Below are 20890 nucleotides of genomic sequence, written 5' to 3'. Positions count from 1 at the left end.
AAATCGCGCGAACATAATTCCGAGCCGGAGACACGAGGCGCTTATCGACGGCTGCTTTTCTTGTCCTTTTGACCCTCCGGGCCCGCGGGGCTCAGCGGCGTTTTCGGTTTCTTCGCCGCATCGGGGTCATCTTGGAACAGTTGCTGGCTGGCGTTCCAATCTTGCCGGTCGATGCGAAAGACCTTTCCGTCGGCGATGAGTTCTCCCGCTACAAGGACTTGGGTCAGCCCTTGTCGAGCCATGGGGCCTCGCACATGGATGTAGTCGCGCTTCTGCAACTCCACATTCGCCAATTGGTTCGCATCACCCAGGTCCGCCTTAATCGTGGCTCCCTCCACGGTCTTCAGTGTGACAATGAGGCGAGGAGAGTCTCCTTCTTGCAGCGACTTCTTTGCTTGGTCTTCCACTTCGCCGCTCACCTGCGTCCAATCCGGCCGCGCAACAGCTCGGGAATCGAGGGGCGAGCCCGTCATCTGTTGACGCGTCTCGACGGAATTACCATCCGGGGAATCTGAGGCAGGAGACTGGCTTGGAACAGAAATGACGGCGGCCATGAGTATCGGCATCGCAATAGAGTATTTCATAGGTTTCTCCCGGGTCAGATTGTGAAAGCATACATGGTATCGATGGATGCAAGAGTGGGACCGGGTGCCGGGCGACCGAGTCGCGCCTCCATGCGGCATTCTTCCATCATGGGCTATTTCACGCTGTGGAAGTGAGTGCGCCACGTCAGCAAGAATGTCCGCAGGCCCTCGACCGTGGTGGCGATGCTGTCATACTGCAAATCGGTTAACGGCCGTTTCTTCTGGAGATAATGCTCCACGCGTGCGCTCGTTTTCATGAACTCCACGATCATACGACCGGCTTGGAGCGCTTCGGCATCGAAACGCCGTTGTTGATTGAGGCGCTTGTCGTGCGAACCTTCGGCCCGTCGTGCACTGACGGTCCGTGTACCCTTCCGTGACCTGCTTTCCGGCATGATGGACCTTCTCTAGCCCGCATTATGTATGAATGAATTCTACTGCAATGCGTATACGCCGCTACAAACAAGCCTGGCCGTGAAGTCGGTGGCAAAAAACCTCTCCGCCGCGTTGTCGAACGCGGCGGGTCAAGCGACGCTTGGTATGGCGGGCGGGCTCGCCGCTCGGCGGCTCCAGCCAGCTCACCGTCCTGCTGGCGCGCACAAACGTGGCGCTCGTTATTCTTCGAGCCGTGAGCCTCGCCAGGCGACTGCGCAATTCGCAACGAACCGTCATGAATAATGCGGGCTAAGCAATCGCTCAGCAGTTCGATCCGGGTGCGCTTCGGGTATTCATCTAAAGAGGCGCGTGATTCCACCATGCGCCGTCACGCTGCCGTGCTTCGTTGGCGGCGCGCTTTCGAGAATTCTTCGACCATTGTTCGATTGAATGCCGGAATGTCGTCCGGTTTGCGGCTCGAAATCAGCCCTCGGTCGACGACCACTTCCTGATCCGTCCATTCCGCTCCGGCGTTTGTCAGGTCGGTCCGGATGGTCGGGTAGGACGTGATCCGGCGACCGCGGACGACGCCGGCATCGATTAGGGTCCAAGGGCCGTGACAAATGACGGCCACAGGTTTTTGTTCGTGGAAAAAGCCCTTGACGAAGGCCAGCGCCTGCCCGTTTCGCCTGAGCTTATCCGGGTTCATCACCCCGCCCGGCAGCAGTAACGCGTCATACTGGTCAGCCCGTGCCTGATCGAGCGGCTCCTCGACCGCGATCTCACTACCCCAGTCCGTATGGTTCCATCCTTTGACCTTGCCCTTGGCAGGCGAGACGATTCTCACCTGCGCACCCGCCTGCTCCAATGCTTTGCGCGGTTCGGTCAGCTCGACTTGTTCGAAGCCATCCGTCACCAGGATGGCCACCTTCATGTCCTGTAACGTCTGTGCCATTGTGTTGCTCCTTTTCATTTTACCCGCGCATGCTGTGTTTCTTGAAGTCACGTTGCCGTCGCTTTTGCCCTACTTGGGACGATCTCGCTCGTCCATTTGTTCTTGCACGCGGCCGCGGGCGCCGGTTCCGGTCGGCATTGGACGGTGCAGGTCGCTTCCGGTGGAAGGGGCGGGCGGCACACTTTATGTCATGACCTAAGCCCCTCGTAAGTTCCTGTCTGATGTCGATATGAACGGAGGGCCGGACTCGGCTGTGGTCTCGGGCCGGCCCGGCTCCGTCCATTCATCCACGTGGCTCACATCACGCCTGCTTCGCTCAACGCGGCCTCCTCCATCCACCGGCGAACGGCAGCGAGGTGTTCGTCTTCTTCCGTGAGCGCCTGGCGAAACTGCGCCGCCATGTCGTCCTGGCCCATCTCCTGCGCCAGCTTAATAAGCAACTGCCAACCATCGTTGTCGGCCAACTCAGCCACATGAATCGCATGGAGGCTTTGCGGGACCGTCGTACGCGGATCGCCGATGATTTGCATCAGGCCGATCGAGGCGACGCCGTTCGCATCGGCCATCGGCGTGACGCATGTGGGGTCGGCGCCCAGCTGGCGCAAGGCGTCCCATACGATGCCGATGTGCGCCGCTTCTGCGGAGCGGAAATGTTCCAACTGATCGATTGATAGAAAAGCGGCCTCATCGCCGCGGATCCGACATTTGCCTAGCAGGGCGTCGTACAGGCGTGTGCCGGTTCGTTCAAACGCCAGCCGGCCGCCGAGTTTGTCGATCAGCACTTCGGCATGGCGTCCCATCAACTTCTGCATGCCCGTCTTCACCGTGCCTTTCAACGTGCCGGGCGCCGGGATGGTGCCGATCGGATCCGCCTGCTCCAGATAGGACGCGCGGAAGTCTACGAGCGTCCGGCTATCGCCGGCCGAGCTGGGGGGGAACTCCTGCACGGCCTGCGCCATCTCGTCGGCGCCCTGTGGCGCCATATCAATGCCGCTTCGATTCATGCCTATGGAATCGGGACTCTTCATGCAACCTCCTTGTACCCTCGTTGAGATGTGAGTTCTCCACCGGGCGCCCAGTTCCAGCCGGCGGCGACGGTCTGTGTCGGGGAGCCGTCCCGGTTCATGTGGCGGCGATACTCAAGGGAACGCTCCGGCTCCTGATTCTTGTCCACGAACCGAGGCCCGTCGGCGCGCAAGTTCACCTCCTCGCGAAGAACCTGGCGCACGTATTCACGGTTGCTCTTGTATGCGATCGGTTCAGGAAGCGCGGCGGGAAGAATTTCCGCCGGGTCTCGCCGTTCCGTATCTTTGAAGACCTCCATCGCGTACTGGAGCTGGCCCAATTCATAATCAAGGAACCGTTCCCAGATCGCCCTGACATGGGGATGGCTCTCTTGAGACAGGCAGCTATAGTAGTTGTAGACCTCATTCGCCTCGTGCAGGAGCCATTTTTCACACCACGGTTCGGTGGGATCGATGATCGATTCGTACTGGGTCACATGCTGTTCCTCGATTGACGCGATTTCCGCATAGAGCGCCCGCGCCAACGGGTCGGCGAACCACGGCCCGTAGTGCATGTAATAGTCGTGAGTCTGATGTTCGCCCGCCATGATGGTATAGGCATGCAGTTTCGTAAGGGGGTGCGCCGCGCGCTTATCGTAGTGATTCCGCAGATCATCCATCGGATCGCGGTGCTCCTCCACCGTCGGTCTCCCGGGGACAATGTCGGTATAGCCTTGAGTAATGGTATTGGCGTCGATGCCCTGCAGGCGATCGAGCAAAGCCGAGTAACGATAGAGATGATCGAAATCTTCGAGCAAGCCGTACCGCAGAACCTGTGCGATATAGGGATCAGGCTCAACCCGCGCCAGTGACGCGGTCACTTCGATCGCGACTTGCTCGTAGCCGATTGTCGTTTCCAGCGGAGATTGGTCGGCCGGATTCAACCAATTTACGACTGTCTGCTGGTGTTGCTCAATCCGCCGGACCTTGGCGAGCGGGACTTGTAATGCCTTATTCATTCGCGCGCATGAGTGGCTGAAGCGCACGGCTTCGGACTCGATCCCGTTCATCAGAATAATGCGCACCCTCGTGAAGGCGTCCACGTTGAGCTTGCTGATCGGTTCTTGAACCAGATCTTTCCACGTGAACCGCTGTTGATCGATGGGAAGGCCCTTATCGTGAAGCAGGTTTAACGCCATTGTTCTCTCCTTCTGTTGTTTTCTCGTCACTCAGCCCTGAATTGAATGTTTACGGTGTCAGCACGATCTTGATGCAGCCGTCCTGTTTGTGTTTGAAGATCTCATAGCCTCTGGGCGCATCGTCTAACGGAAGACGATGCGTGATGATGAACGATGGATCGATCTCGTGTTTTTGGATGCGATCCAACAACGGCTTCATATACTTCTGCATGTGAGTTTGCCCCATCTTCAGCGTCAGGCCCTTGTTGAACGCCGCGCCGAACGGCACCTTGTCGAGAAAACCGCCGTACACGCCGGGGATCGAGACGGTTCCTCCTTTGCGGCAGGCGTGAATCGCCTGGCGAAGCGCGTGAGGCCGGTCAGTGCCGAGGAAGATGCTGGCCTTCGCCTTGTCCAACACGGCATCGAAGCTGCCCCCTGCGTGGGCCTCCGTTCCGACCGCGTCGATGCATCGATCGGGGCCGCGCCCGCCGGTCATTTCCATGAGTTTGTCGAAAATATCCTGATCGTCAAAATTCAGAATATCCGCCTTGCCATGTTCCCGCGCCATGCGCAGGCGCTCGGGCACGCGGTCGATGGCAATGACCCGTTCCGCGCCGAGCAGATACGCGCTCTTGATCGCGAACTGGCCGACCGGGCCGCAGCCCCACACCGCGACCGTATCGCCGGCTTCGATGTCACAGTTTTCCGCCGCCATGTATCCGGTCGGAAAAATATCGGAGAGAAACAGGACCTGCTCGTCCGGCAGCCCGTCGGGGATTTTGAGGGCTCCGACATCGGCAAAGGGTACCCGCAGATATTCCGCCTGTCCTCCCGCATATCCTCCGGTCATGTGGGAATAGCCGAAGAGGCCGGCCGGCGAAGTCCCGAAGAGTTTCTCTGCCATCCAGGCGTTTGGATTGGTATTGTCGCAGAGTGACCATTGATCGCTTTGGCAGAAAAAGCATTTGCCGCAGGAAATGGTAAACGGAACAACGACACGATCGCCCGGTTGGAGCTTCTTGACCTCCTTGCCGATATCCACCACGACCCCCATCGGCTCGTGGCCCAGAATGTCGCCCCTTTTCATCGTGGGGATATATCCGTCGTACAGATGCAGATCGGACCCGCAAATCGCCGTTGCGGTGATTTTAATGATGGCATCGCGCGGATTGAGAATGCCGGGGTCTGGCACTGTTTCCACTTCGACGGTGTTCTTGCCGTACCAACAGACTGCTTTCATGATGATTCCCCCTTTTTGCGATTCACAAATTCTCCGCTTCGCGTCCGCCCCTCATTCCTCATTTCGAAGTCCTCATTCCTCATTCCCTAATTCTTCCTCAGTATCGCCAGCCCTGAATGCCCGGCAGGTTGTCCATGCGTCGTCGCCATCTCGCCGGTCTCCATCACCTGCTTGAAGCGCCGCAGCCCTTCCCGCAATTCTGCGGCGGGATCTCGTCCCAACATTTTGGCGAAGAAGGAGCCGAGGCGGCCGGCCGGCGGGTCATAATGAAGCTCCACCCAGACCACGGTGCCCCGTCCGCCGGTTGCGCGAGCGAAGCGGGCCGTTCCGGAAGTCTCCATCTCCGCTCCTTCGAGAGAGCGCCACGTGAGCAATTCCCCCTGCTTGTCTTCAATCAGCTCGGCATCCCATTCGAGATTCAAGCCGGGCGCCGCTTTTGCCACCCAATGCGATCGAGCGCCGTCCGTGGCCTGCACGGACTCCAGGTGAGGCATAATGGATGGGAGATTGTGAAAGTCCCGCCAGAACCGATAGAGGTCGTCCGGAGAGCGACTCACCGTCACGGCCGTCGTCATGTGAATCGCCGACTTGATGGCGTGCGGATTCGCTTCCAGTTGGCGGCTACAGACCTTGTCGAGCCATGTGACGCCGGCCACCGCCGCCGTGGCCGCGAGCAGGCGCTCCGGCCGTCCGCGGGGCGCGGCGAGCCATGCGCCCAGAAGCGCCAGGTCCATCATGTCGCCCCAGACGCGTGACCGCATCCACACGGCCGGCTGCCGTCGTGCGAGGATGCCGAGGCCGCTCGAAATTTCTCTCAAACCGAGGAGTCTGAAGAGCAGAGGGTGATGACCTGGAACCCCGATAGTCTTGGCGAGAAAGCGGGGTGCCGCGAGTTCGGCCACACCGAGCCCGATACTGAACCAACCGAGTGCCTCGTTCGTGGCTCGCGTGGCGCCCTCCGGCCACCCGTAGCCTTGATGTCGGTTGCCCCGTTCATAGCCGCGGCGCGCGCGGCTATCCTCGCGCGGGTCTGCGTAGTCGAGTGTGATGCTATCGCCTGCATGACGTTGATTCGACATGGATCGCGTCTCCTTTGCGTCTGCGTCGTGAACCGGCGCTGTCGTCAGCGTCAGATGGCCGGTAAGCCCTGTAGCTGCTCCGCCATCGCGAGGTGGTTAGCCACATGGCCGCGTGTTTCAATGGATGGTTCTTCACGGCCGCTTCTCCTGGCTGGAAGCTTGACGTGCTGGTTGCCATGGGCAATAGCGCCAATATCACGTCATGGCGTACCGGTGTTACGTTCGGCGTCGGTCGTGTGGCTCCCGCGCCGCTCGCCACAAGGCTGTGATCGCGAGGCCCGCGCCGAGGAACGCTGTGCCTGCCAGCACGGGATGCAACGAGCCTTGAGTGTACAGACTGCTTTCGAATACGTGGCCTGCGTACTTGCCACGCTCTTCCAGCCGACCTGAGGGCCGATCAAGCCCGTGTTCCTCGCGCGGCCGAGGAGGGCGGCCGGTGCGCTGGCCGCCTGCAAACATCCGCTCTGTTACGAAATCAGCCAGGCGAGGCGCAAATGTTCCCATCGTCGAGATGACTTTGCCGGCCGCTCCCACGAACATGTCTCGCTCAGGATGTTGGGCGCAATGCAAAATCGTCTTCGCTGCAAGCTCGGGAGCGTAGATCGGAGGCGGGTTGGTCGGCTCCTCCTCAAGGAAGTTTTTGGCATGATGCGGATAGGGCGTGGCTATCGCGGACGGTTTGATCAGCGTCACGGAAACCGGCAGGCCTTGCTGCTCCAATTCCATCCGTAGCGCATCGGTGAATCCTTTCACGGCATGCTTGGACGCGCTGTACATCCCCTGGAGCGGCATCGCTCGGTCCGAGAAAGTGGACCCTATGTTGATGATGGCGCCGGGTTCACCCCGTGCCTGAAAATGCCGGGCCGCCTCGAGGGATCCATAGACGACTCCCCAAACATTCGTTTCGAACAGACGGCGCATGTCCTCGATCGGCTGGTCCAGCAACTTCCCGTACATCGAGACGCCGGCGTTGTTGATCCACGTATCGAAGCCGCCGAATTTCTGGCGTGCGACCCTGGAAATACGCTGTACATCTTCCGGTCGTGCTACATCGGCGACCACTCCCACCGCGCGCCGGTCGCCATGTCCCAATTCCTGCTCCAGCCGCGTCAAGGAGTCCTGACTCCGAGCCGCCAGGACGAGCCGCGCGCCACGGCGCGCGGCCATCCGGGCCGTCACCAGCCCGATGCCGGACGATGCGCCGGTAATCACCAGGACTTGGTCCCGCAAACGACGTAATGCCATCTTCACGTTGTGCGCCTCTCTTTTTTATCCGTCGCGACCGTCCATTGTCCTTAGCACGGCTGCATGGACGCCGAATCCCGGCAACTCCCTAGTCAGGTTGTCACTGCGCGACTACAGGAAGAACCTTGCGAAGGAGAACGGTCGCCTGCTGGAGAGTTGAATATGCTTCTCTGCTTCATCCTTGTCTGTGTATGCGCAGACGGGCGACACAATGGTGCAACCTAAATCGGAAGGGGCGTGATGTTGCACTTCTACGGTGAAAACAATGATGTGAGTGGTCTGAATGAAAAAAGAGCGCCCGACTGCTGTCATTGAACAGAAAGACGCAAGCACCGTACCAGGCGACTGGATATCGGCCTTATCTGCATGTCCGTTACATTGCAACCGTTAAGGAGAGAGGCAGGCAGAGTGAGGGAGTGAGCTCAGAAGGCTGATATGTCCTCTGCTGCGCACGTTGTCCGGCAGGAAAGCGGCGGCGGATTACCGCAGCTTGGCAATAATCCCTTCATCGCCATGCAAGTCGAGCTTCTTTTCGAATCGCTCTCCTTCCCGGTCCAGATTCGTGGAAAGGACGATCGAACCTTGTGCAACATGTTCGTCGAGCGACAGGCTCTGCGGCCGGTGGGACAAATTCAGCGCAATCAAAAACCGGCTGTTGGCGAGCTCCCGCGAGTACACCATCACCTCCTCGGTGGCAGGCCCCGGCTTGTAGGCTCCCAGACTTAGGGCCAATTCCGCCCGGCGCAGAGCGATCAATCGGCGATAAAGACAGAGGAGAGATGAAGGGGCCGCCCGTTGCGCCGCCACATTCGTTGCGAGCGCCTGGGCGGACACCGGGAGCCACGGGGTGCCGGTGGTAAAACCGGCCTGGGCGGTATCGTTCCATTGCATCGGGGTCCGGACCGGATCCCGGCCGAGTCCCAGTCCCGGGACATTCTTTTCCCAGGGATCCCTGATTCGGTCCGGCGGGATGGGCACATTGGTCATGCCGATCTCATCGCCATAGTACAGCGTCGGGGTTCCTCTCAACGTCAACAGCAGCATCGCGGCCACGCGGGCCTGCGCTTCGCCGACGCGCGTAGCCAGACGCGGTTTGTCATGGTTGCCCAAGACCCAATTCGGCCAGCCATGGGACGGGAGCGCCGCTTCGTAGGCCTCGATCGTCGACGCGACGGTCGGCGCATGCCAGGCCACTTCGATCAATTGAAAATTGAACGGCAGATGGACGCCTTCACCGGCCGTGCCGTAATAAGTCACCAGCCGGTCCAAGGGCAAATAAATCTCTCCGATCAGCAAGCGGTCTTCGTAGGCATCCATCACGGCTCGCATGCCGCCGATGATGTCATGGACTTCCGGCCGGTCGGTCGAGTAGGTGGCGAGCAGCTGGCGGTATGGCCATTCACCGGGGCGATAGTCTGGATTGGGAGGATTGGATCGGAATTGATCGTCTTTGATGAGGTGCCAGATGACATCCACGCGGAATCCGTCCACGCCCCGGTCCAACCAGAACCGCATGGCTCGATGGATGGCGGCCTGCACATCCTTGTTTCGCCAGTTCAAATCCGGCTGCTCTTTGAGATAGGCATGATAGTAGAACTGTTCCGTGGACTCGTCCCATTCCCAGGCGCTTCCCCCGAACGTGCTGAGCCAATTGTTCGGCGGACCGCCGTCTGGCGCAGCATCCTTCCAGATGTACCAGTCGCGCTTGGGATTCTTGCGCGATGAACGGGATTCGATAAACCAGGGATGTTGTTCGGATGTGTGATTGGGCACCAGATCCAGGATTACTTTCAGCCCCAGGTGATGGGCCGCGGACAGCAGTCGATCGAAATCGCCGAGCGTGCCGAACATCGGATGGATGTTCATGTAGTCGGAGACGTCGTACCCGAAATCCGCCATCGGAGAGGGATAGATGGGGGAGAGCCACAGCGCGTCAACGCCCAACCAGTGGAGATAGTCCAATTTCTCGATGATGCCGCGAAGATCGCCGATGCCGTCGCCGTTGCTGTCCGCGAAGGACCGGGGGTAAATCTGGTAAATGACGCCGCGCTGCCACCACCGCACGGCGGCGCGTTCCTGTGCAGATCCCATGGTCGAAATTCTACTGAACCGCGCGAGTTTATGGCAGTGGATGAATGACCTACTGTGTCTTCTGTAAGGAGCGTCCGCCGATGGCGGATTCCAGACAGTACCAGCGGTAACCGTAGGGCTCCAGGTCGAGCTTGAGCGAGTCCGGGGAGGCGTCCCGGCGTCGGCTGGACCAGAGCAGCGTCAACCTGCTATCCGGTTCTTTCTCCAACCGCACCGCCGCTGTCTTCTCGGTCAGGTTGTGGGCAGCAATGAGGCGGCGGCCCTTCCACTCCACGCGGTGCATGAACACAGTCGGCTCTCCTGAGTCCAGCACGTGGCAGGAACCCCATCCCCATTCCGGGCACCGGCGGCGGAGGCGGATCAGGTCTTTCATCCAGTTCAGGAATGAATCCGCATCCTCCGTTTGATCCGCGACATTGACCGCCTTATAGCCGAATGCCCCGTCGGTGATGAGGGGCAGCGGCAATGCGCGAGCGGTAGCGGTGGAAAATCCTGCGTGCCGCTCGCGCGACCACTGCATCGGTGTCCGAACCGCGTTTCTTCCAGCGAGCGACAGGTCCTCGCCCATTCCGAGTTCATCGCCATACACGAGGAGCGGCGTGCCCGGCAGGGAGAACAACAAACTGAACGCCGACTCCAGGCGGCGCCGTTCGTTCAGCATCGGCGCCGCCCGCCGGCGGATGCCTCGGCCGAAAATTCTCATGTCCCGGTCCGGCGCAAAGGCGCGATACACCGCTTCTCTTTCTTCCTCGGTGAGCCGTTCCAAATCCAGCTCGTCCAAATTCCTGAGGAAGGTGACCCATTGTCCGGCTTCGGGGATGGAAGGAAGACGCCTGAGGCACCGTTGCAGCGGCTCGGCCTGGCCCGTGGCGAGCGCGAGAAACACATAGTTGTTGAGATAAAAGTTGTACAGGAGGTGCATTTCGTCGCCGTCGCCGAAGAAGGCGCGCAACTCCTCCGGCTCGACGTCCGCTTCGCCCATTAAGGCCGCGTCGGCCCGTCTGGACGAGGTGTAGGCGCGCAACTCGCGCAAGATGAAGTGAGGATCATGGGGCGTGGCCGGCTGCATGGCTTGATGCGGCTCGATCATATGGGACACGGCGTCCACGCGGAATCCCGATATCCCGAATGACAGCCAGTAATCGATGACGCGCTTGATCTCTTCCCGAACGTCGGGACAGGCGACGTCCAGGTCTGGCTCAAAATGGTAAAACTGGTGGTAGTAGTATTGTCCCGCCACTTCGTCATAGGTCCAGACGCTCGATTCCTCGCCTGGGAAAATGTTTGTCTTGCCCGGTTCGACCGGCGGCGGCGCGTCGGTCCAGACGTAATAGCGCCGATAGCGGGAGCCCCGGTCCCGCCGCGCGGCTTGGAACCAGGGATGTTGATCGGACGTATGGTCCATGACGAGGTCGATCATGATTCTAATGCCCGCTCGCCGGCGCCGCGTACGCACGCTAGAAAATCTTGCAACGTGCCGAGCCGAGGATCGATCGAGAAATAGTCGCGGACATCGTAGCCGTTGTCGCGATCGGGGGTGGGAAAGAAGGGGAGGAGCCACAAGCAGGTAATTCCCAGCCCGGCGAGATAGTCCAACCGCTTGCACAGGCCTTGGAAATCGCCGATTCCGTCTCCGTCGGAATCTTGGAATGTCGCGACGTCGACCCCATATATGATCGCATTCTTATACCAGCACGCCCGCCGGTCATCATTCATGAGCCGGGCCTCCACTGTCGTGGTCGCATAGGTCGCTCTCCGTTCTATTCGCTGAACGACTGAATGGCTTGTTCGATTCCCTCGTCACCCGGCAGTTTCAGCTCCGGCTCATGACTGGGGGGACCGGCCGGCTTCACCCGCAAGCCGTATTCATAGACCAGATGACCCCCGTACCAGGCTGAAACGAACAACCCAACGTTCCCGACAAGGGACAGGAGCAGCGGCAGGCTCCAGGACTTCCGCCGCCTGCCGCGCAGCGCGAGATTCAAGCCGGTGAGCGCCAGCAATCCGATATTAAGCGTGGCATGGGTCTCGGCTATTTTCTTGGCCTTGTCCTCGGGCGGGATCGTGAAGTAATCCGCGGCTCCCGCTGCGCCTGCGGCCAGCCCTCCGGCGAGCCCGCCGACCATTGTGTAGTACGCCGCGTCGGCATACGATTGGCGGCCGGTCTTCATATGCAAAAGGTCCAACACCAGGCTGAAGGGCAATAGGCCCGCCGGCATGGTGATGAGCTGAGGATGGAGCGGATGTCCCGCGAATGTGGTGTGAGGCATTGGTGACTCCTTTCAGGGTATCAAAATGGCCCGATGTGTCTCCTCAGACGGCGATGGCCGCGCCGGCGTGAAGGTCGCGGATGTCGACAGTCAGCTCAGTGGCGTTGTTCCGGCAGTTATCGCATCGCCCGCAATCCGTTCGGGTCTCCTGCGAAAAATAACGGGTGAGATACCGGACGCGGCATTCCGTGGTCTGGCCATACTTCATCATGGTGGCAAGCCGGCCTTCGTCCCGGCGCTGTCGGTCATCGTACTCGCGGAGATAGGCCGCCAAGTCTTCATCATTGCGAAACGTGCGCTGCGGGCGAAGACCGCCTTGTTCGCGTACGAGAATCCCGGCTCGTTCCAATAACGCGACGATGACTTTCAGCCGCCTGCTCCCGATGCCGGTGGTCATCTGGAGCGATTGTATCGTGGCCGCCTTTGGAATCGGCGACGAATCGGCAAGAGCCGAGAATACGCGGTACAGGCGCAGGCATTCGTCTCGGCTTGGATACTTACCGCCCAGAAAAAAGGCTTGCACCCGTCGGTCTTCCAGCCGGTAGAGGAGCATGGCATGTGCCGGGTTGCCGTCCCGACCGGCGCGACCCGCTTCCTGCACGTAAGTTTCCAGCGAGTCGGGAAAGGCATAGTGCACCACGAACCGGAGGTTGGCCTTATCGATGCCGAGCCCGAACGCTTTTGTCGCCACGATGATGTCATACTCATCACGCATAAACGACTCTTGGGTCTGCCGGCGATCCGCGGTCTTCATCCTGCCGTGATAGCGCCCCACCCTGACGCCTCGCCGTAATAATTCCGCGTGGAGCTCTTCGGCTTGCCGGACCGTGGCGACATAGAGAATGCCCGGCCCGTCCTGTGCTGTCCGGAGGATTTCCATGAGCCGCTCCAGTTTTTCTTCCTCGTTGACCGTTCGATAAACCTCGAAGATCAAATTCGGGCGGTCCACGCCGTGATTGATGATGAGGGGGTCGGTGAGACCGAGCTGGACGACGATGTCGGTCATGACGTCGGGGGTTGCCGTGGCGGTGAGGGCGAGCACCGGCGGGCGGCCCAATCGGCGCACGGCGTCCCGGATCGCCAGATAGGACGGGCGAAAATCATGTCCCCACTGGGAAATGCAGTGCGCTTCATCCACGACGATCAGGGACACGCCACTTTGTTTCAGCATGTCGAGAGAAGCAGGTTGCTCGAGCCGTTCCGGAGTGACATAGATCATTTCCGGCGCGCCGTTTTGGATCGCCCGCACCGACTGTGCCTCTTCCGCGTCGGAGACGGCGCTGTTTAACGTGGCGGCGGCGATCCGGCGGGCGCGCAGTTTGGCTCCCTGGTCCTGCATCAATGAGATTAGCGGCGAAATGACGAGCACCGCCTGGGGCAAGAACAATGAGGGCAATTGAAAGCACAGCGACTTGCCGCCTCCGGTCGGCAGAATGCCCAAGGCATCGCGACCAGCCATGACGGCTTGAATCAGCGCCCGTTGACCCGGGCGGTACGCCTTGACCCCGAGTTGCTTCATGGCTTTGCGCTCATTGGCAGGCGACCAGGACCAGGCTTGGTTTTTGGGCGTAGCCCTTGTTCGGTTCGATTGCGTCATGGCGGGGGCTAGATATCTTCCCGATCTTCTTTCTTCTCGATCTGCTCCAGCAATTCCGCATGGCGCTGGCAATCGATACAGCGACGGGCGAACGGCATCGCCTTGAGGCGCTCTTCGTTGATCGGCGTCAGGCAATCCTCGCAGACCCCGTAGGTGCCTTCGTCCAGCCGCTGCAGAGCCGCCTCGACCTGAAGCCGCATCTGGTTCCGGACCTCCAGGATGGACAATTGCTGGTGACTGGCGCTGTCCCGGGTTGAAAGGTCCTCGGCATCCGCGACCGATTCTTCGCGCAATTGAATTTGATCGGCGCGATGTTGGGCCAGCAATTCGTCGATCTGATGCTGGATTTCCTGTCGCCGGGCGATGAGCAACTGGCGGAGCCGCTCTGTCCGCCCTTCGTGTATCGTTTGATTCATGGATCACCCTTTCTGTAAATCGGCATTCCCGACTCTTCCCTCCTCATTTCGGAACCCCCTTCATGATTCCATTCCCAATCCTCATTCATCATTTCTCATTCACGCCTTCTCCGCCGTACGCGCTTCGGTTTCCATCGCGTGCTTGAAGCGATGGAGATCCTCGGCGATCGTGTGACCCGGATCCTGGCCGAGCCACGTCGCCAATGCTGCCCCGATCGGGCCTGCGGGAGGATCATATTGCAGCGTAACGGTCACTCTCGTGCTCGCACCGTCACCGATGGGTTGAAATTCAACCGAACCGGCATGATCCACGGCGGCGCCATGGAGCGTCCGCCAGCCGATCCGCTCGGGTTCGACTTCATTGATGATCTCCGCGTCCCACTCGACCGATGGAGCGCCGGGAAGCGTATTCACGACCCAGTGGGACAATCGGTCGTTCACGCTCTCCACGGATCGCACATGAGTCATGACTTTCGGCAGATTCTCCAGTTGACGCCAGAACCGGTACAGGTCTCGGGGCGGCCGGTCGATCGTGATGGATTCTTCCACCTTCACGGCGCGAGCGGTGTGGACCTTCCGGCGCCCAATAGAAGACGTATCATCACCTTCTTTCGTGCTGACGCCCATGGCGCCGTAGCCGGCGCAATAGCCCGTGACAGCACGATGCACCAGCGCGGCTCCGATTAACGCGCCGATCCCTCCAGCTAGCCAGGACGGGCGGAGGATGCTTCGTAACAGCAGTCCCCCTCCAATCAAACCGGAGGCGATGCGTTCGACATCGCCGACATTTTGGTGTGGACAGCCCGCTTGCTCTTCCGGCCAATCCAGGTCCTGCGTATTCGTGCGGTACCGTTCCCGTCCGCTCATTGACGACGTACGAATTCCACGACGCATGTGTGCCATTGTTGCCTCCTATTTCGGGCCGTCGCCGGACAGGCGCCGGCATGAGACTAATTGAGCGAGGGCGCGCTATATTCGATCTCGGCGATCCGCTTCCTTGTCTCCCGGTTCAGCGCCGCCGTCTCGCCTCCCAGGCTCTTGTGATTGTTCCGGCCCGACAGCGTCTCGGGCCAGGCCCTTGGTTCTTTCTCGCTTCTCGACCGGAGTCAATAGACGGGCGATGCCGAGCGTCGCCTCATCGCTGTCCTGCTCCGCCTTCACCGGCGCCTTTCCCACCGGCACCGGTCCCATGTTTTGCGGATAATCCTCCGGGTCTTTTCCGCCCGTGCCTTGATCGCGGGGGCTCCGCTGGTCGGCCATCAGAAGACTCCTTTATAAACCGCGCAGGAGGCGCAGAGATCGGGCGGCTGGTCGGAATCCAGCCGGCGGCGGAACTCTTCGGCCTCGTGACCGTTCCAAACCTCCTCAACACCGCGATCGAAGACATTGCCGAATTGGAAGCGGTCCGGTGTTGCGATCATGCAGCAGGGGACCGCGGCTCCGCGGTAGGTGATATAGGCCCGCTTCCACGGCCAATCACAACGCCGGCTGCTTCGGCCTTCGGGCGGCTCGACGGCATCGAGCCGCGGCAGGCGCAGGATGACGCCCAAGCGTTCTGCCAAGGTTCGAGCGGAAGCGAACACAGTGTCGATGGCCGGCCGGTCGTGGCGAAGCAGCGATTCCTGATGAACGAACATGCGAAACGGCTGATACGCAGGTTTGAGCAAGGGTTCGGTAAAGTCTTGTCCCAGATGCTGGACAAAGAGCGAGCGAATCGACAGGTCATGCGCCAGCCTGACGAGATCGGTCAGTTCATGCAGATTACGGCGCATGATCACGGCCGTCAGAATCAGTTCGGGAGTGTCGCTCCTCAACCGCTGCCGGGTTTGCTGCACGCGGGAAATATTGGCGAGGACGCGAGCGAACCGCGCGCCCGTCCTGATCGATTCGTAGGTTTCGGCGGTGGCGCCGTCGAGCGAGATGTGCAGCTCTTTCAGGCCGCTGGTCACGCAGCGCTCCGCGCGAGCTTCGTTCACCAGCGTGAGATTTGAGTTGCACGTAACCGCGATGCCTTTCTCCGCGGCATGCTGCACCATATCGAAAAAGCGCGGATGCATCATCGGCTCTCCCAGCCCTTGGAGATGCAATTCTCTGAGATCGGGGAATGCGTCGAGAAGGGAGGCGAATTGTTCAAAGGTCATGAAGGCCGGTGAGCCATCCGGCGGTCGATCGGTTCTGACGCCGACCGGACACATGAGGCATGACAGATTGCATTGCCCCACCGGTTCAACTTGTATGAAAGTCGGCATCATTGCCATGATCGCCATGCATCCGGATGGTTGCTCTTTGGTGACACGGTCAGTGTGCAAATGTAAGGCCAATGCGGATGGTCATTCGAGTAAAGGAGCACCCGCGCGGTTTGTTGGAAGGAACGGCGTCTCCGGTCTGTAGCAGTCGCGGGAAGAACAGACGGATCGGAAGTCTTGTCTAATGGTAAGGACAATCTGTCTGAACGGCGAGGATTGATCGCGCCCTCTCGCAGAGAGGGGAGAGGGCGCGATAACTGGCCGACGCATTGAAGTGGTGTGCCGGCCTATCGGCGTTCCGATCCGATATCGCCGTCCATCGCGTTGCTTAACGGGTTTCTCGGCGTGGATCTATTCACAGATCCTGCCTCGCAGCCACCGCCGATACAGGTCGGATCGGTTGCTGCGCTTCGTTCTTCCTGTGACGCTTCAAACGGCCGCCGGGAAGGCTCGACATATTCCGCGTCCGACCGCACAACCTTTACCGGTATGCTGTTATTGATCGCCAGGCGATCGGCAAGGAGGACGGGATAGTTGCCGACTTGAACTACCGGACCGCTCGCCGTCATGCGGTCTCCAGGCGCCGCGTTGCCCGGGACGTTCTCAGCCGGGCTCGGTCCGATATCCACAATCGCCAACCGGCCGTCGCTCGTGCGAAGGGCCGCCGTCCGATGCAATTCACCGCCATTGCTGCGGACCCTAATGTCGCGAAACTGTTCGACTCGCCCATCAATGATTCGGTAATCGCTGTTCGGCTCGGTGGTGACCCGATCCAGTCTGGCCCGGTTCGCGCCGGATTGGATGTCGTGTGCCATCAGGACCGAGTAGGGGCCGATAGTTTCCCGTTGCCCCCAGATTTTGATGTTGTCATCCTGCGTGAGACCGAAATCCAGGGTCCGTTGTGATGGACCAAGGTCCGCGATCACGCGACGACCGTCTGCCATTCTGACCAGCGCAACGGTGTTCTGCCCGCCGTTTGTCCTATTCCTTACCTGTTTCACCGCCTGAATGGTTCCCCTGATGAACTCTTCGTCGCGAGAGCTCGTAGAAAAGGAGTCATTCCATGCGGAGCTCGCCGGCATGCCGTAGGCCGGGTCCCGCGGCTCATAGAACCACGATTCGTCGTAATAGTTTCGATACACATTGTCCTGGAGGCTGCGCCGCTGAACCGATTTGACTGGTCGTGCCGCGTCCGAGAGACGATCTCTCTCGCGCAGGAAGCTGTCATCCCCCCGCCGGTGGGTGAGTCGCTCTTTGGAAACAGCATCCGTGCGGTCCGCGGTGCTGGTTGTGGGAGTATCGTAATAGTCATAGAACCAATTGGTGGTCGTGTCGCGATCGTTGTAAAAACCGCCGGACAGGTCCGTATTGCGGTATTGGACCCGCTCCGTGTCGGCCACATCCCGACTTTGGGCAAAGGCATTGACGCCGCCGAGCAGCGACAGGCCGCAGGCGGCCGCAACAACTATGGTCTTGACTGTTTTATCAGGCATAACAACGCTCCTTTCATTCGGTTGTCGACGATCAAGCTGATAAAAAACTACGCTAGCAAAATGCGAACCCGCCGTGACAGACGCGTAACCGATTAAGAAATTGAGACGTTAGGGCCGGGACGCCGAAAGCTGGAATATCGGTGGAGGACAGGGTGTCTGTGGTGGACAAACTGCCTGAAAGGCCGGACAAGACACAGTGGAATCAGCGAGCGACTCCGCTCAGGTGGTCGATCCTTTATTGCCATAGTATTCGGTAACGGAAGGCACGGGATTCACCGTCGTTGCCTGGAGACCTTTTTCGCCCGGTTCGGTATTGAGGCTGACCTCCATACCCTCGTCGAGATCCTCATACGCCATGTCATGCACCGCATTGCGGTGGAAATAGACTTCGAGGCCGTTGTCCATGGCGATAAACCCATAGCCCTCATCGGCGAATAATCTCTTGACGATACCGCGCTGGGGTGGGGCGGCGCTTCGTATGTCATATGACGCTCGTTTGCCGCGGATCGTCTCCAATTCGGTTTCCATGGCCGCAAATGCGTCGCGGAGCGCCTCCTCGAAAGTGTTCTGGTGTTTTCTCGCCGTGATCGTATGTCCTGGGATATGCATGACGATCAGGACCTCGCAGGAATCGTCGGCCTTGCGGTGATTCTGCTTGGTCAATGTGACGCGGACATGAGTTGTCTCTTGCCCTGGGAGCAGGTCCTGCACGCGCGCTTCAATATCGGATCTCAACTCGGCCGTCACATCGACATGGCGCCCTTCAATCTGGAGGTCCATCATCCCACCCATTTAAAAGCGATAGACGGCGGCCGCTGAACCATCACCGGGTACTTCTTGCGGTTTGACACCATAGACAATCCCATCGTGCATCATGGTTTGCATGGCCGCCAGATCCAGGAGTTCGTCGTCCCCAGGCTCTTCCTTATCGTGTTCTTCAAGCGTCAGGCTATCGAAGTGAAATCGGCCCCATCGTCGCACACCAAGCGGCACAAACAGCGCGGCAATCCGTCCCTGGTGAGCGGCGGGCAGGATGTCGGCGAGGTGTTTCCCGGCTCGTCCTTTCGCGATGCCCTCTTCATACTGCGCGGCCGCTGCGGCCTGAGCCCGGAGAACGTGCGGCTCTACGATCTTCCATGCCTTCTGCCGAAGCTCTTCATTCCGTATCTCATCCGGATTTCCCGGGATGATCGGCTCTAAAATATGCCGGTAATTCGCCACTTCTTTGAAGATGGGAGCCAGGTACTCGACGCAGGCCAACACCATCGGTACATCGGCCTCTTTGAGGATATTCTTCAGCCCGTCATGAACACGATAAAAATATCTGCTGAGATTTGTGACGTCCGCATCGTCCACTCCGACTCCATGTCCGTGCAATCGCCCGCCTTGAGGACCGCCCACGGGCAGCGTGTATCGTTGAAATTCCGGAGCCGGTCCGATCGGCAGTGCTTCGTGCATGCCCTGAGGGACGCCGGCTAACTCGATTTCTTGGTCCTGCTCACGGGTACACTCCAACAGGCGAACCGCCTTCTGGCTCAGGGCAAGGACATAGAAGCGCGCGTTGTTCATCAGCAGCGGCAACAGAGGTTTCACATAAAAGCGGTGCGAGACCGCGACAAACTCTTGGACGTTCATAGGGAGGCGGTAGACTCGAAAGAGATCTTCAGAGCGAAAGATAGCGAGTCCGTCGCCTTGATGTCGCCAGAATGCGGTATCATCAAGCAGTTCCGTGACGGGAGCCAGCAACTCTCGCGCATCGGCTCCCCGGCTTCCTTCGGCGAGCAGTTGGCGTTCGGCTTGCTTCACGAGATTCTTCAGCCTGATGGAATCTTGTTGAATCTCAGGGCCGGCGCGGTGGGTCGGCAAAAAAATGGAGACGGCGGGCGCTTGTCCCGCAGCTATGACAGACTTGAGGTCTTCATGAGACAGTGTCGGCATCATTGACTCCCAATTGCTCGTCGCGTTACCCGATGACCCTGATCCGGAACACGGCCGACCGAAGCGCCATCGGCATGAGTGAAGCCGATCACCTCGGTCGGCACATGCTGTGTCCGGTTGCGGCTGCCTTACTTGTTCGTTCGCACACCGGCCTGGCCTCGACCCTCGTCGCCGCTTCCTTCTTGCTGACTGGCTTCATGGCTGGAGTCGGATCCCAACTGGCTGGGGCCTTTGCTCCGATCCTGCTCCGGTTCAGAGCGCGCGGCATCTCTCACGGCGCCTGTACCGGAACCGCTGTGTTCATTCCGACCCGTCGTCGGGCCGGTATTCCCGCCGCGTTTGGTAGACATGGACGCATCCTCTCCTTGAACCGTACCGGTTCCCGTCGATTGAGTCGGGTCATAACTGAAGACGGGCGTGGTGTATCCCAATCCAAGCGCGCCCAACGCGATGATGCACGCGCTTATCACTCTCGCACTCCTGCGTCTCTGTAACTCGTCTCTCATGCGGGCAATCCTTTCTATTTAGCTTGCGGTCGGCGACATGAGTTCTTGTTTGCGCTCCTGCATTTGCACGCCGAGTTTATTGATGTCGAGCTTCAGCTTGGCTTCGGTATAGAGCACATCTTCTTCTTCAGCGACATGATCGATCACCATCTCGCGGAGCTCGATCATGCCTTGTTGGAAATCCGATGAGCCGGAATCCAAACCCTTCAGGCGGTGGATCAGTTCCTTGACCGCCTGGTGGTCTTCATAGGCCGAGGTAATGACGTCTTCATCCATATCCGAGGCGGCCTCTTCCTCGTCCTCATCATCGTCCTCGTCGGATTCGTCACGGCCGAGGATCTCTTCTCCGTCAAGTTCCTCATCGCCGTGTTCGAGGACCGCCAATTCATCCGGATCTCCTTGGTTCTGCAATGCCGGGTAGAATATTTCCTCTTCTAATGTGCTGTGGATCTCCAACTCCTTGAATATCTGGGACGCGACCTGCTGCTTATCGGTGGAAGTCCCTTCGGTGAACCGCTCGAACAGCTCTGCTACTTTGTCATGGTCTTGTTTCAACATTTGTAGGGCGTCCGCCGCCCGCTGTTTGCCGGAGCTTGTCTTAGAAGCTGCCGCGCTTTGTGTCCGTCTCGGCATAGGAACCTCCTTGTTTTTCGTTGGTTAATGATTTCAT

The 20890-nt window shown here is 59.5% G+C and carries 21 protein-coding genes and 1 pseudogene; 1 reads left to right on the top strand and 21 read right to left on the bottom strand.

Going from position 1 to position 20890, the window contains the following annotated elements:
- Positions 1–41 precede the first annotated feature (41 nt).
- Both ACWGXE_RS12910 and ACWGXE_RS12905 read right to left on the bottom strand, forming a co-directional pair.
- A complete protein-coding gene (locus ACWGXE_RS12910) occupies positions 42–584 on the bottom strand; it encodes a hypothetical protein (protein WP_447598170.1) in 543 nt (180 codons plus the stop codon).
- 113 nt (positions 585–697) lie between these two features.
- Complete coding sequence (locus tag ACWGXE_RS12905) at positions 698–979, bottom strand: hypothetical protein (RefSeq protein WP_447598169.1); 282 nt, start codon at positions 977–979, stop codon at positions 698–700.
- Positions 980–1119: 140 nt separating this feature from the next.
- Here ACWGXE_RS12905 and ACWGXE_RS12900 point away from each other — a divergent pair, with 140 nt between their 5' ends.
- Positions 1120–1272 carry a hypothetical protein gene (locus ACWGXE_RS12900; protein ID WP_447598168.1) on the top strand — a complete coding sequence of 51 codons (153 nt, stop codon included), beginning with the start codon at positions 1120–1122 and terminating at the stop codon, positions 1270–1272.
- Positions 1273–1347: 75 nt separating this feature from the next.
- Here ACWGXE_RS12900 and ACWGXE_RS12895 read toward each other — a convergent pair whose 3' ends face one another.
- From ACWGXE_RS12895 to ACWGXE_RS12805, 19 genes and pseudogenes are all read right to left on the bottom strand, one after another.
- A complete protein-coding gene (locus ACWGXE_RS12895) occupies positions 1348–1914 on the bottom strand; it encodes a type 1 glutamine amidotransferase domain-containing protein (protein WP_447598167.1) in 567 nt (188 codons plus the stop codon).
- Positions 1915–2210: 296 nt separating this feature from the next.
- A complete protein-coding gene (locus tag ACWGXE_RS12890) occupies positions 2211–2942 on the bottom strand; it encodes a ferritin Dps family protein (RefSeq protein ID WP_447598166.1) in 732 nt (243 codons plus the stop codon).
- On the bottom strand, positions 2939–4117 hold the full coding sequence (locus ACWGXE_RS12885) for a hypothetical protein (RefSeq protein WP_447598165.1): 1179 nt from the start codon (positions 4115–4117) through the stop codon (positions 2939–2941). Before ACWGXE_RS12885 ends, ACWGXE_RS12890 begins: the two co-directional genes overlap by 4 nt.
- A 49-nt stretch (positions 4118–4166) precedes the next feature.
- Positions 4167–5339, bottom strand: a complete 1173-nt coding sequence (locus tag ACWGXE_RS12880) for a zinc-dependent alcohol dehydrogenase (protein WP_447598164.1) — start codon at positions 5337–5339, stop codon at positions 4167–4169.
- Positions 5340–5425: 86 nt separating this feature from the next.
- On the bottom strand, positions 5426–6418 hold the full coding sequence (locus ACWGXE_RS12875) for an SRPBCC family protein (protein ID WP_447598163.1): 993 nt from the start codon (positions 6416–6418) through the stop codon (positions 5426–5428).
- Between the two features lie 216 nt (positions 6419–6634).
- Complete coding sequence (locus ACWGXE_RS12870; protein WP_447603733.1) at positions 6635–7663, bottom strand: SDR family oxidoreductase; 1029 nt, start codon at positions 7661–7663, stop codon at positions 6635–6637.
- Positions 7664–8143: 480 nt separating this feature from the next.
- Positions 8144–9754 carry an alpha-amylase family glycosyl hydrolase gene (locus ACWGXE_RS12865; RefSeq protein WP_447598162.1) on the bottom strand — a complete coding sequence of 537 codons (1611 nt, stop codon included), beginning with the start codon at positions 9752–9754 and terminating at the stop codon, positions 8144–8146.
- A gap of 49 nt (positions 9755–9803) precedes the next feature.
- Positions 9804–11470: pseudogene (locus ACWGXE_RS12860) on the bottom strand (alpha-amylase family protein).
- Positions 11471–11514: 44 nt separating this feature from the next.
- Positions 11515–12024 (bottom strand): DUF2231 domain-containing protein, encoded by a 510-nt coding sequence (locus ACWGXE_RS12855; protein WP_447598161.1) that lies wholly within the window; start codon positions 12022–12024, stop codon positions 11515–11517.
- 43 nt (positions 12025–12067) lie between these two features.
- On the bottom strand, positions 12068–13543 hold the full coding sequence (locus ACWGXE_RS12850; RefSeq protein WP_447598160.1) for a RecQ family ATP-dependent DNA helicase: 1476 nt from the start codon (positions 13541–13543) through the stop codon (positions 12068–12070).
- 86 nt (positions 13544–13629) lie between these two features.
- Positions 13630–14037, bottom strand: a complete 408-nt coding sequence (locus ACWGXE_RS12845; RefSeq protein ID WP_447598159.1) for a TraR/DksA family transcriptional regulator — start codon at positions 14035–14037, stop codon at positions 13630–13632.
- Positions 14038–14136: 99 nt separating this feature from the next.
- On the bottom strand, positions 14137–14940 hold the full coding sequence (locus ACWGXE_RS12840) for an SRPBCC family protein (RefSeq protein WP_447598158.1): 804 nt from the start codon (positions 14938–14940) through the stop codon (positions 14137–14139).
- A gap of 66 nt (positions 14941–15006) precedes the next feature.
- Positions 15007–15297, bottom strand: a complete 291-nt coding sequence (locus ACWGXE_RS12835; RefSeq protein WP_447598157.1) for a hypothetical protein — start codon at positions 15295–15297, stop codon at positions 15007–15009.
- Positions 15297–16232, bottom strand: a complete 936-nt coding sequence (locus ACWGXE_RS12830; protein WP_447603731.1) for a radical SAM/SPASM domain-containing protein — start codon at positions 16230–16232, stop codon at positions 15297–15299. Before ACWGXE_RS12830 ends, ACWGXE_RS12835 begins: the two co-directional genes overlap by 1 nt.
- A gap of 338 nt (positions 16233–16570) precedes the next feature.
- On the bottom strand, positions 16571–17776 hold the full coding sequence (locus tag ACWGXE_RS12825; RefSeq protein WP_447598156.1) for a hypothetical protein: 1206 nt from the start codon (positions 17774–17776) through the stop codon (positions 16571–16573).
- A 219-nt stretch (positions 17777–17995) separates the two neighbouring features.
- Entirely contained in the window at positions 17996–18559 is a 564-nt protein-coding gene (locus tag ACWGXE_RS12820; protein WP_447598155.1) for an HPF/RaiA family ribosome-associated protein, read from the bottom strand.
- Between the two features lie 9 nt (positions 18560–18568).
- Positions 18569–19717, bottom strand: coding sequence for a baeRF3 domain-containing protein (locus ACWGXE_RS12815; protein WP_447598154.1), 1149 nt, complete (start codon positions 19715–19717; stop codon positions 18569–18571).
- A 125-nt stretch (positions 19718–19842) separates the two neighbouring features.
- Positions 19843–20184: a hypothetical protein gene (locus ACWGXE_RS12810; RefSeq protein ID WP_447598153.1), complete on the bottom strand. Its 342-nt coding sequence runs from the start codon at positions 20182–20184 to the stop codon at positions 19843–19845.
- Positions 20185–20238: 54 nt separating this feature from the next.
- Positions 20239–20853, bottom strand: a complete 615-nt coding sequence (locus ACWGXE_RS12805) for a hemerythrin domain-containing protein (RefSeq protein ID WP_447598152.1) — start codon at positions 20851–20853, stop codon at positions 20239–20241.
- Positions 20854–20890 lie beyond the last annotated feature (37 nt).

It is taken from the genome of Nitrospira sp. Nam80 (genome assembly GCF_965152575.1).
The sequence above is the reverse complement of the archived record's forward strand: the minus strand, read 5'-3'. Positions and strand labels throughout refer to the sequence as shown.

Coding starts and splice junctions, on each gene's coding strand:
- ACWGXE_RS12910 (WP_447598170.1), bottom strand. CDS start 584: ATGAAATACTCTATTGCGATGCCGATACTCATGGCCGCCGTCATTTCT.
- ACWGXE_RS12905 (WP_447598169.1), bottom strand. CDS start 979: ATGCCGGAAAGCAGGTCACGGAAGGGTACACGGACCGTCAGTGCACGA.
- ACWGXE_RS12895 (WP_447598167.1), bottom strand. CDS start 1,914: ATGGCACAGACGTTACAGGACATGAAGGTGGCCATCCTGGTGACGGAT.
- ACWGXE_RS12890 (WP_447598166.1), bottom strand. CDS start 2,942: ATGAAGAGTCCCGATTCCATAGGCATGAATCGAAGCGGCATTGATATG.
- ACWGXE_RS12885 (WP_447598165.1), bottom strand. CDS start 4,117: ATGGCGTTAAACCTGCTTCACGATAAGGGCCTTCCCATCGATCAACAG.
- ACWGXE_RS12880 (WP_447598164.1), bottom strand. CDS start 5,339: ATGAAAGCAGTCTGTTGGTACGGCAAGAACACCGTCGAAGTGGAAACA.
- ACWGXE_RS12875 (WP_447598163.1), bottom strand. CDS start 6,418: ATGTCGAATCAACGTCATGCAGGCGATAGCATCACACTCGACTACGCA.
- ACWGXE_RS12870 (WP_447603733.1), bottom strand. CDS start 7,663: ATGGCATTACGTCGTTTGCGGGACCAAGTCCTGGTGATTACCGGCGCA.
- ACWGXE_RS12865 (WP_447598162.1), bottom strand. CDS start 9,754: ATGGGATCTGCACAGGAACGCGCCGCCGTGCGGTGGTGGCAGCGCGGC.
- ACWGXE_RS12855 (WP_447598161.1), bottom strand. CDS start 12,024: ATGCCTCACACCACATTCGCGGGACATCCGCTCCATCCTCAGCTCATC.
- ACWGXE_RS12850 (WP_447598160.1), bottom strand. CDS start 13,543: ATGAAGCAACTCGGGGTCAAGGCGTACCGCCCGGGTCAACGGGCGCTG.
- ACWGXE_RS12845 (WP_447598159.1), bottom strand. CDS start 14,037: ATGAATCAAACGATACACGAAGGGCGGACAGAGCGGCTCCGCCAGTTG.
- ACWGXE_RS12840 (WP_447598158.1), bottom strand. CDS start 14,940: ATGGCACACATGCGTCGTGGAATTCGTACGTCGTCAATGAGCGGACGG.
- ACWGXE_RS12835 (WP_447598157.1), bottom strand. CDS start 15,297: ATGGCCGACCAGCGGAGCCCCCGCGATCAAGGCACGGGCGGAAAAGAC.
- ACWGXE_RS12830 (WP_447603731.1), bottom strand. CDS start 16,232: ATGTGTCCGGTCGGCGTCAGAACCGATCGACCGCCGGATGGCTCACCG.
- ACWGXE_RS12825 (WP_447598156.1), bottom strand. CDS start 17,776: ATGCCTGATAAAACAGTCAAGACCATAGTTGTTGCGGCCGCCTGCGGC.
- ACWGXE_RS12820 (WP_447598155.1), bottom strand. CDS start 18,559: ATGATGGACCTCCAGATTGAAGGGCGCCATGTCGATGTGACGGCCGAG.
- ACWGXE_RS12815 (WP_447598154.1), bottom strand. CDS start 19,717: ATGATGCCGACACTGTCTCATGAAGACCTCAAGTCTGTCATAGCTGCG.
- ACWGXE_RS12805 (WP_447598152.1), bottom strand. CDS start 20,853: ATGCCGAGACGGACACAAAGCGCGGCAGCTTCTAAGACAAGCTCCGGC.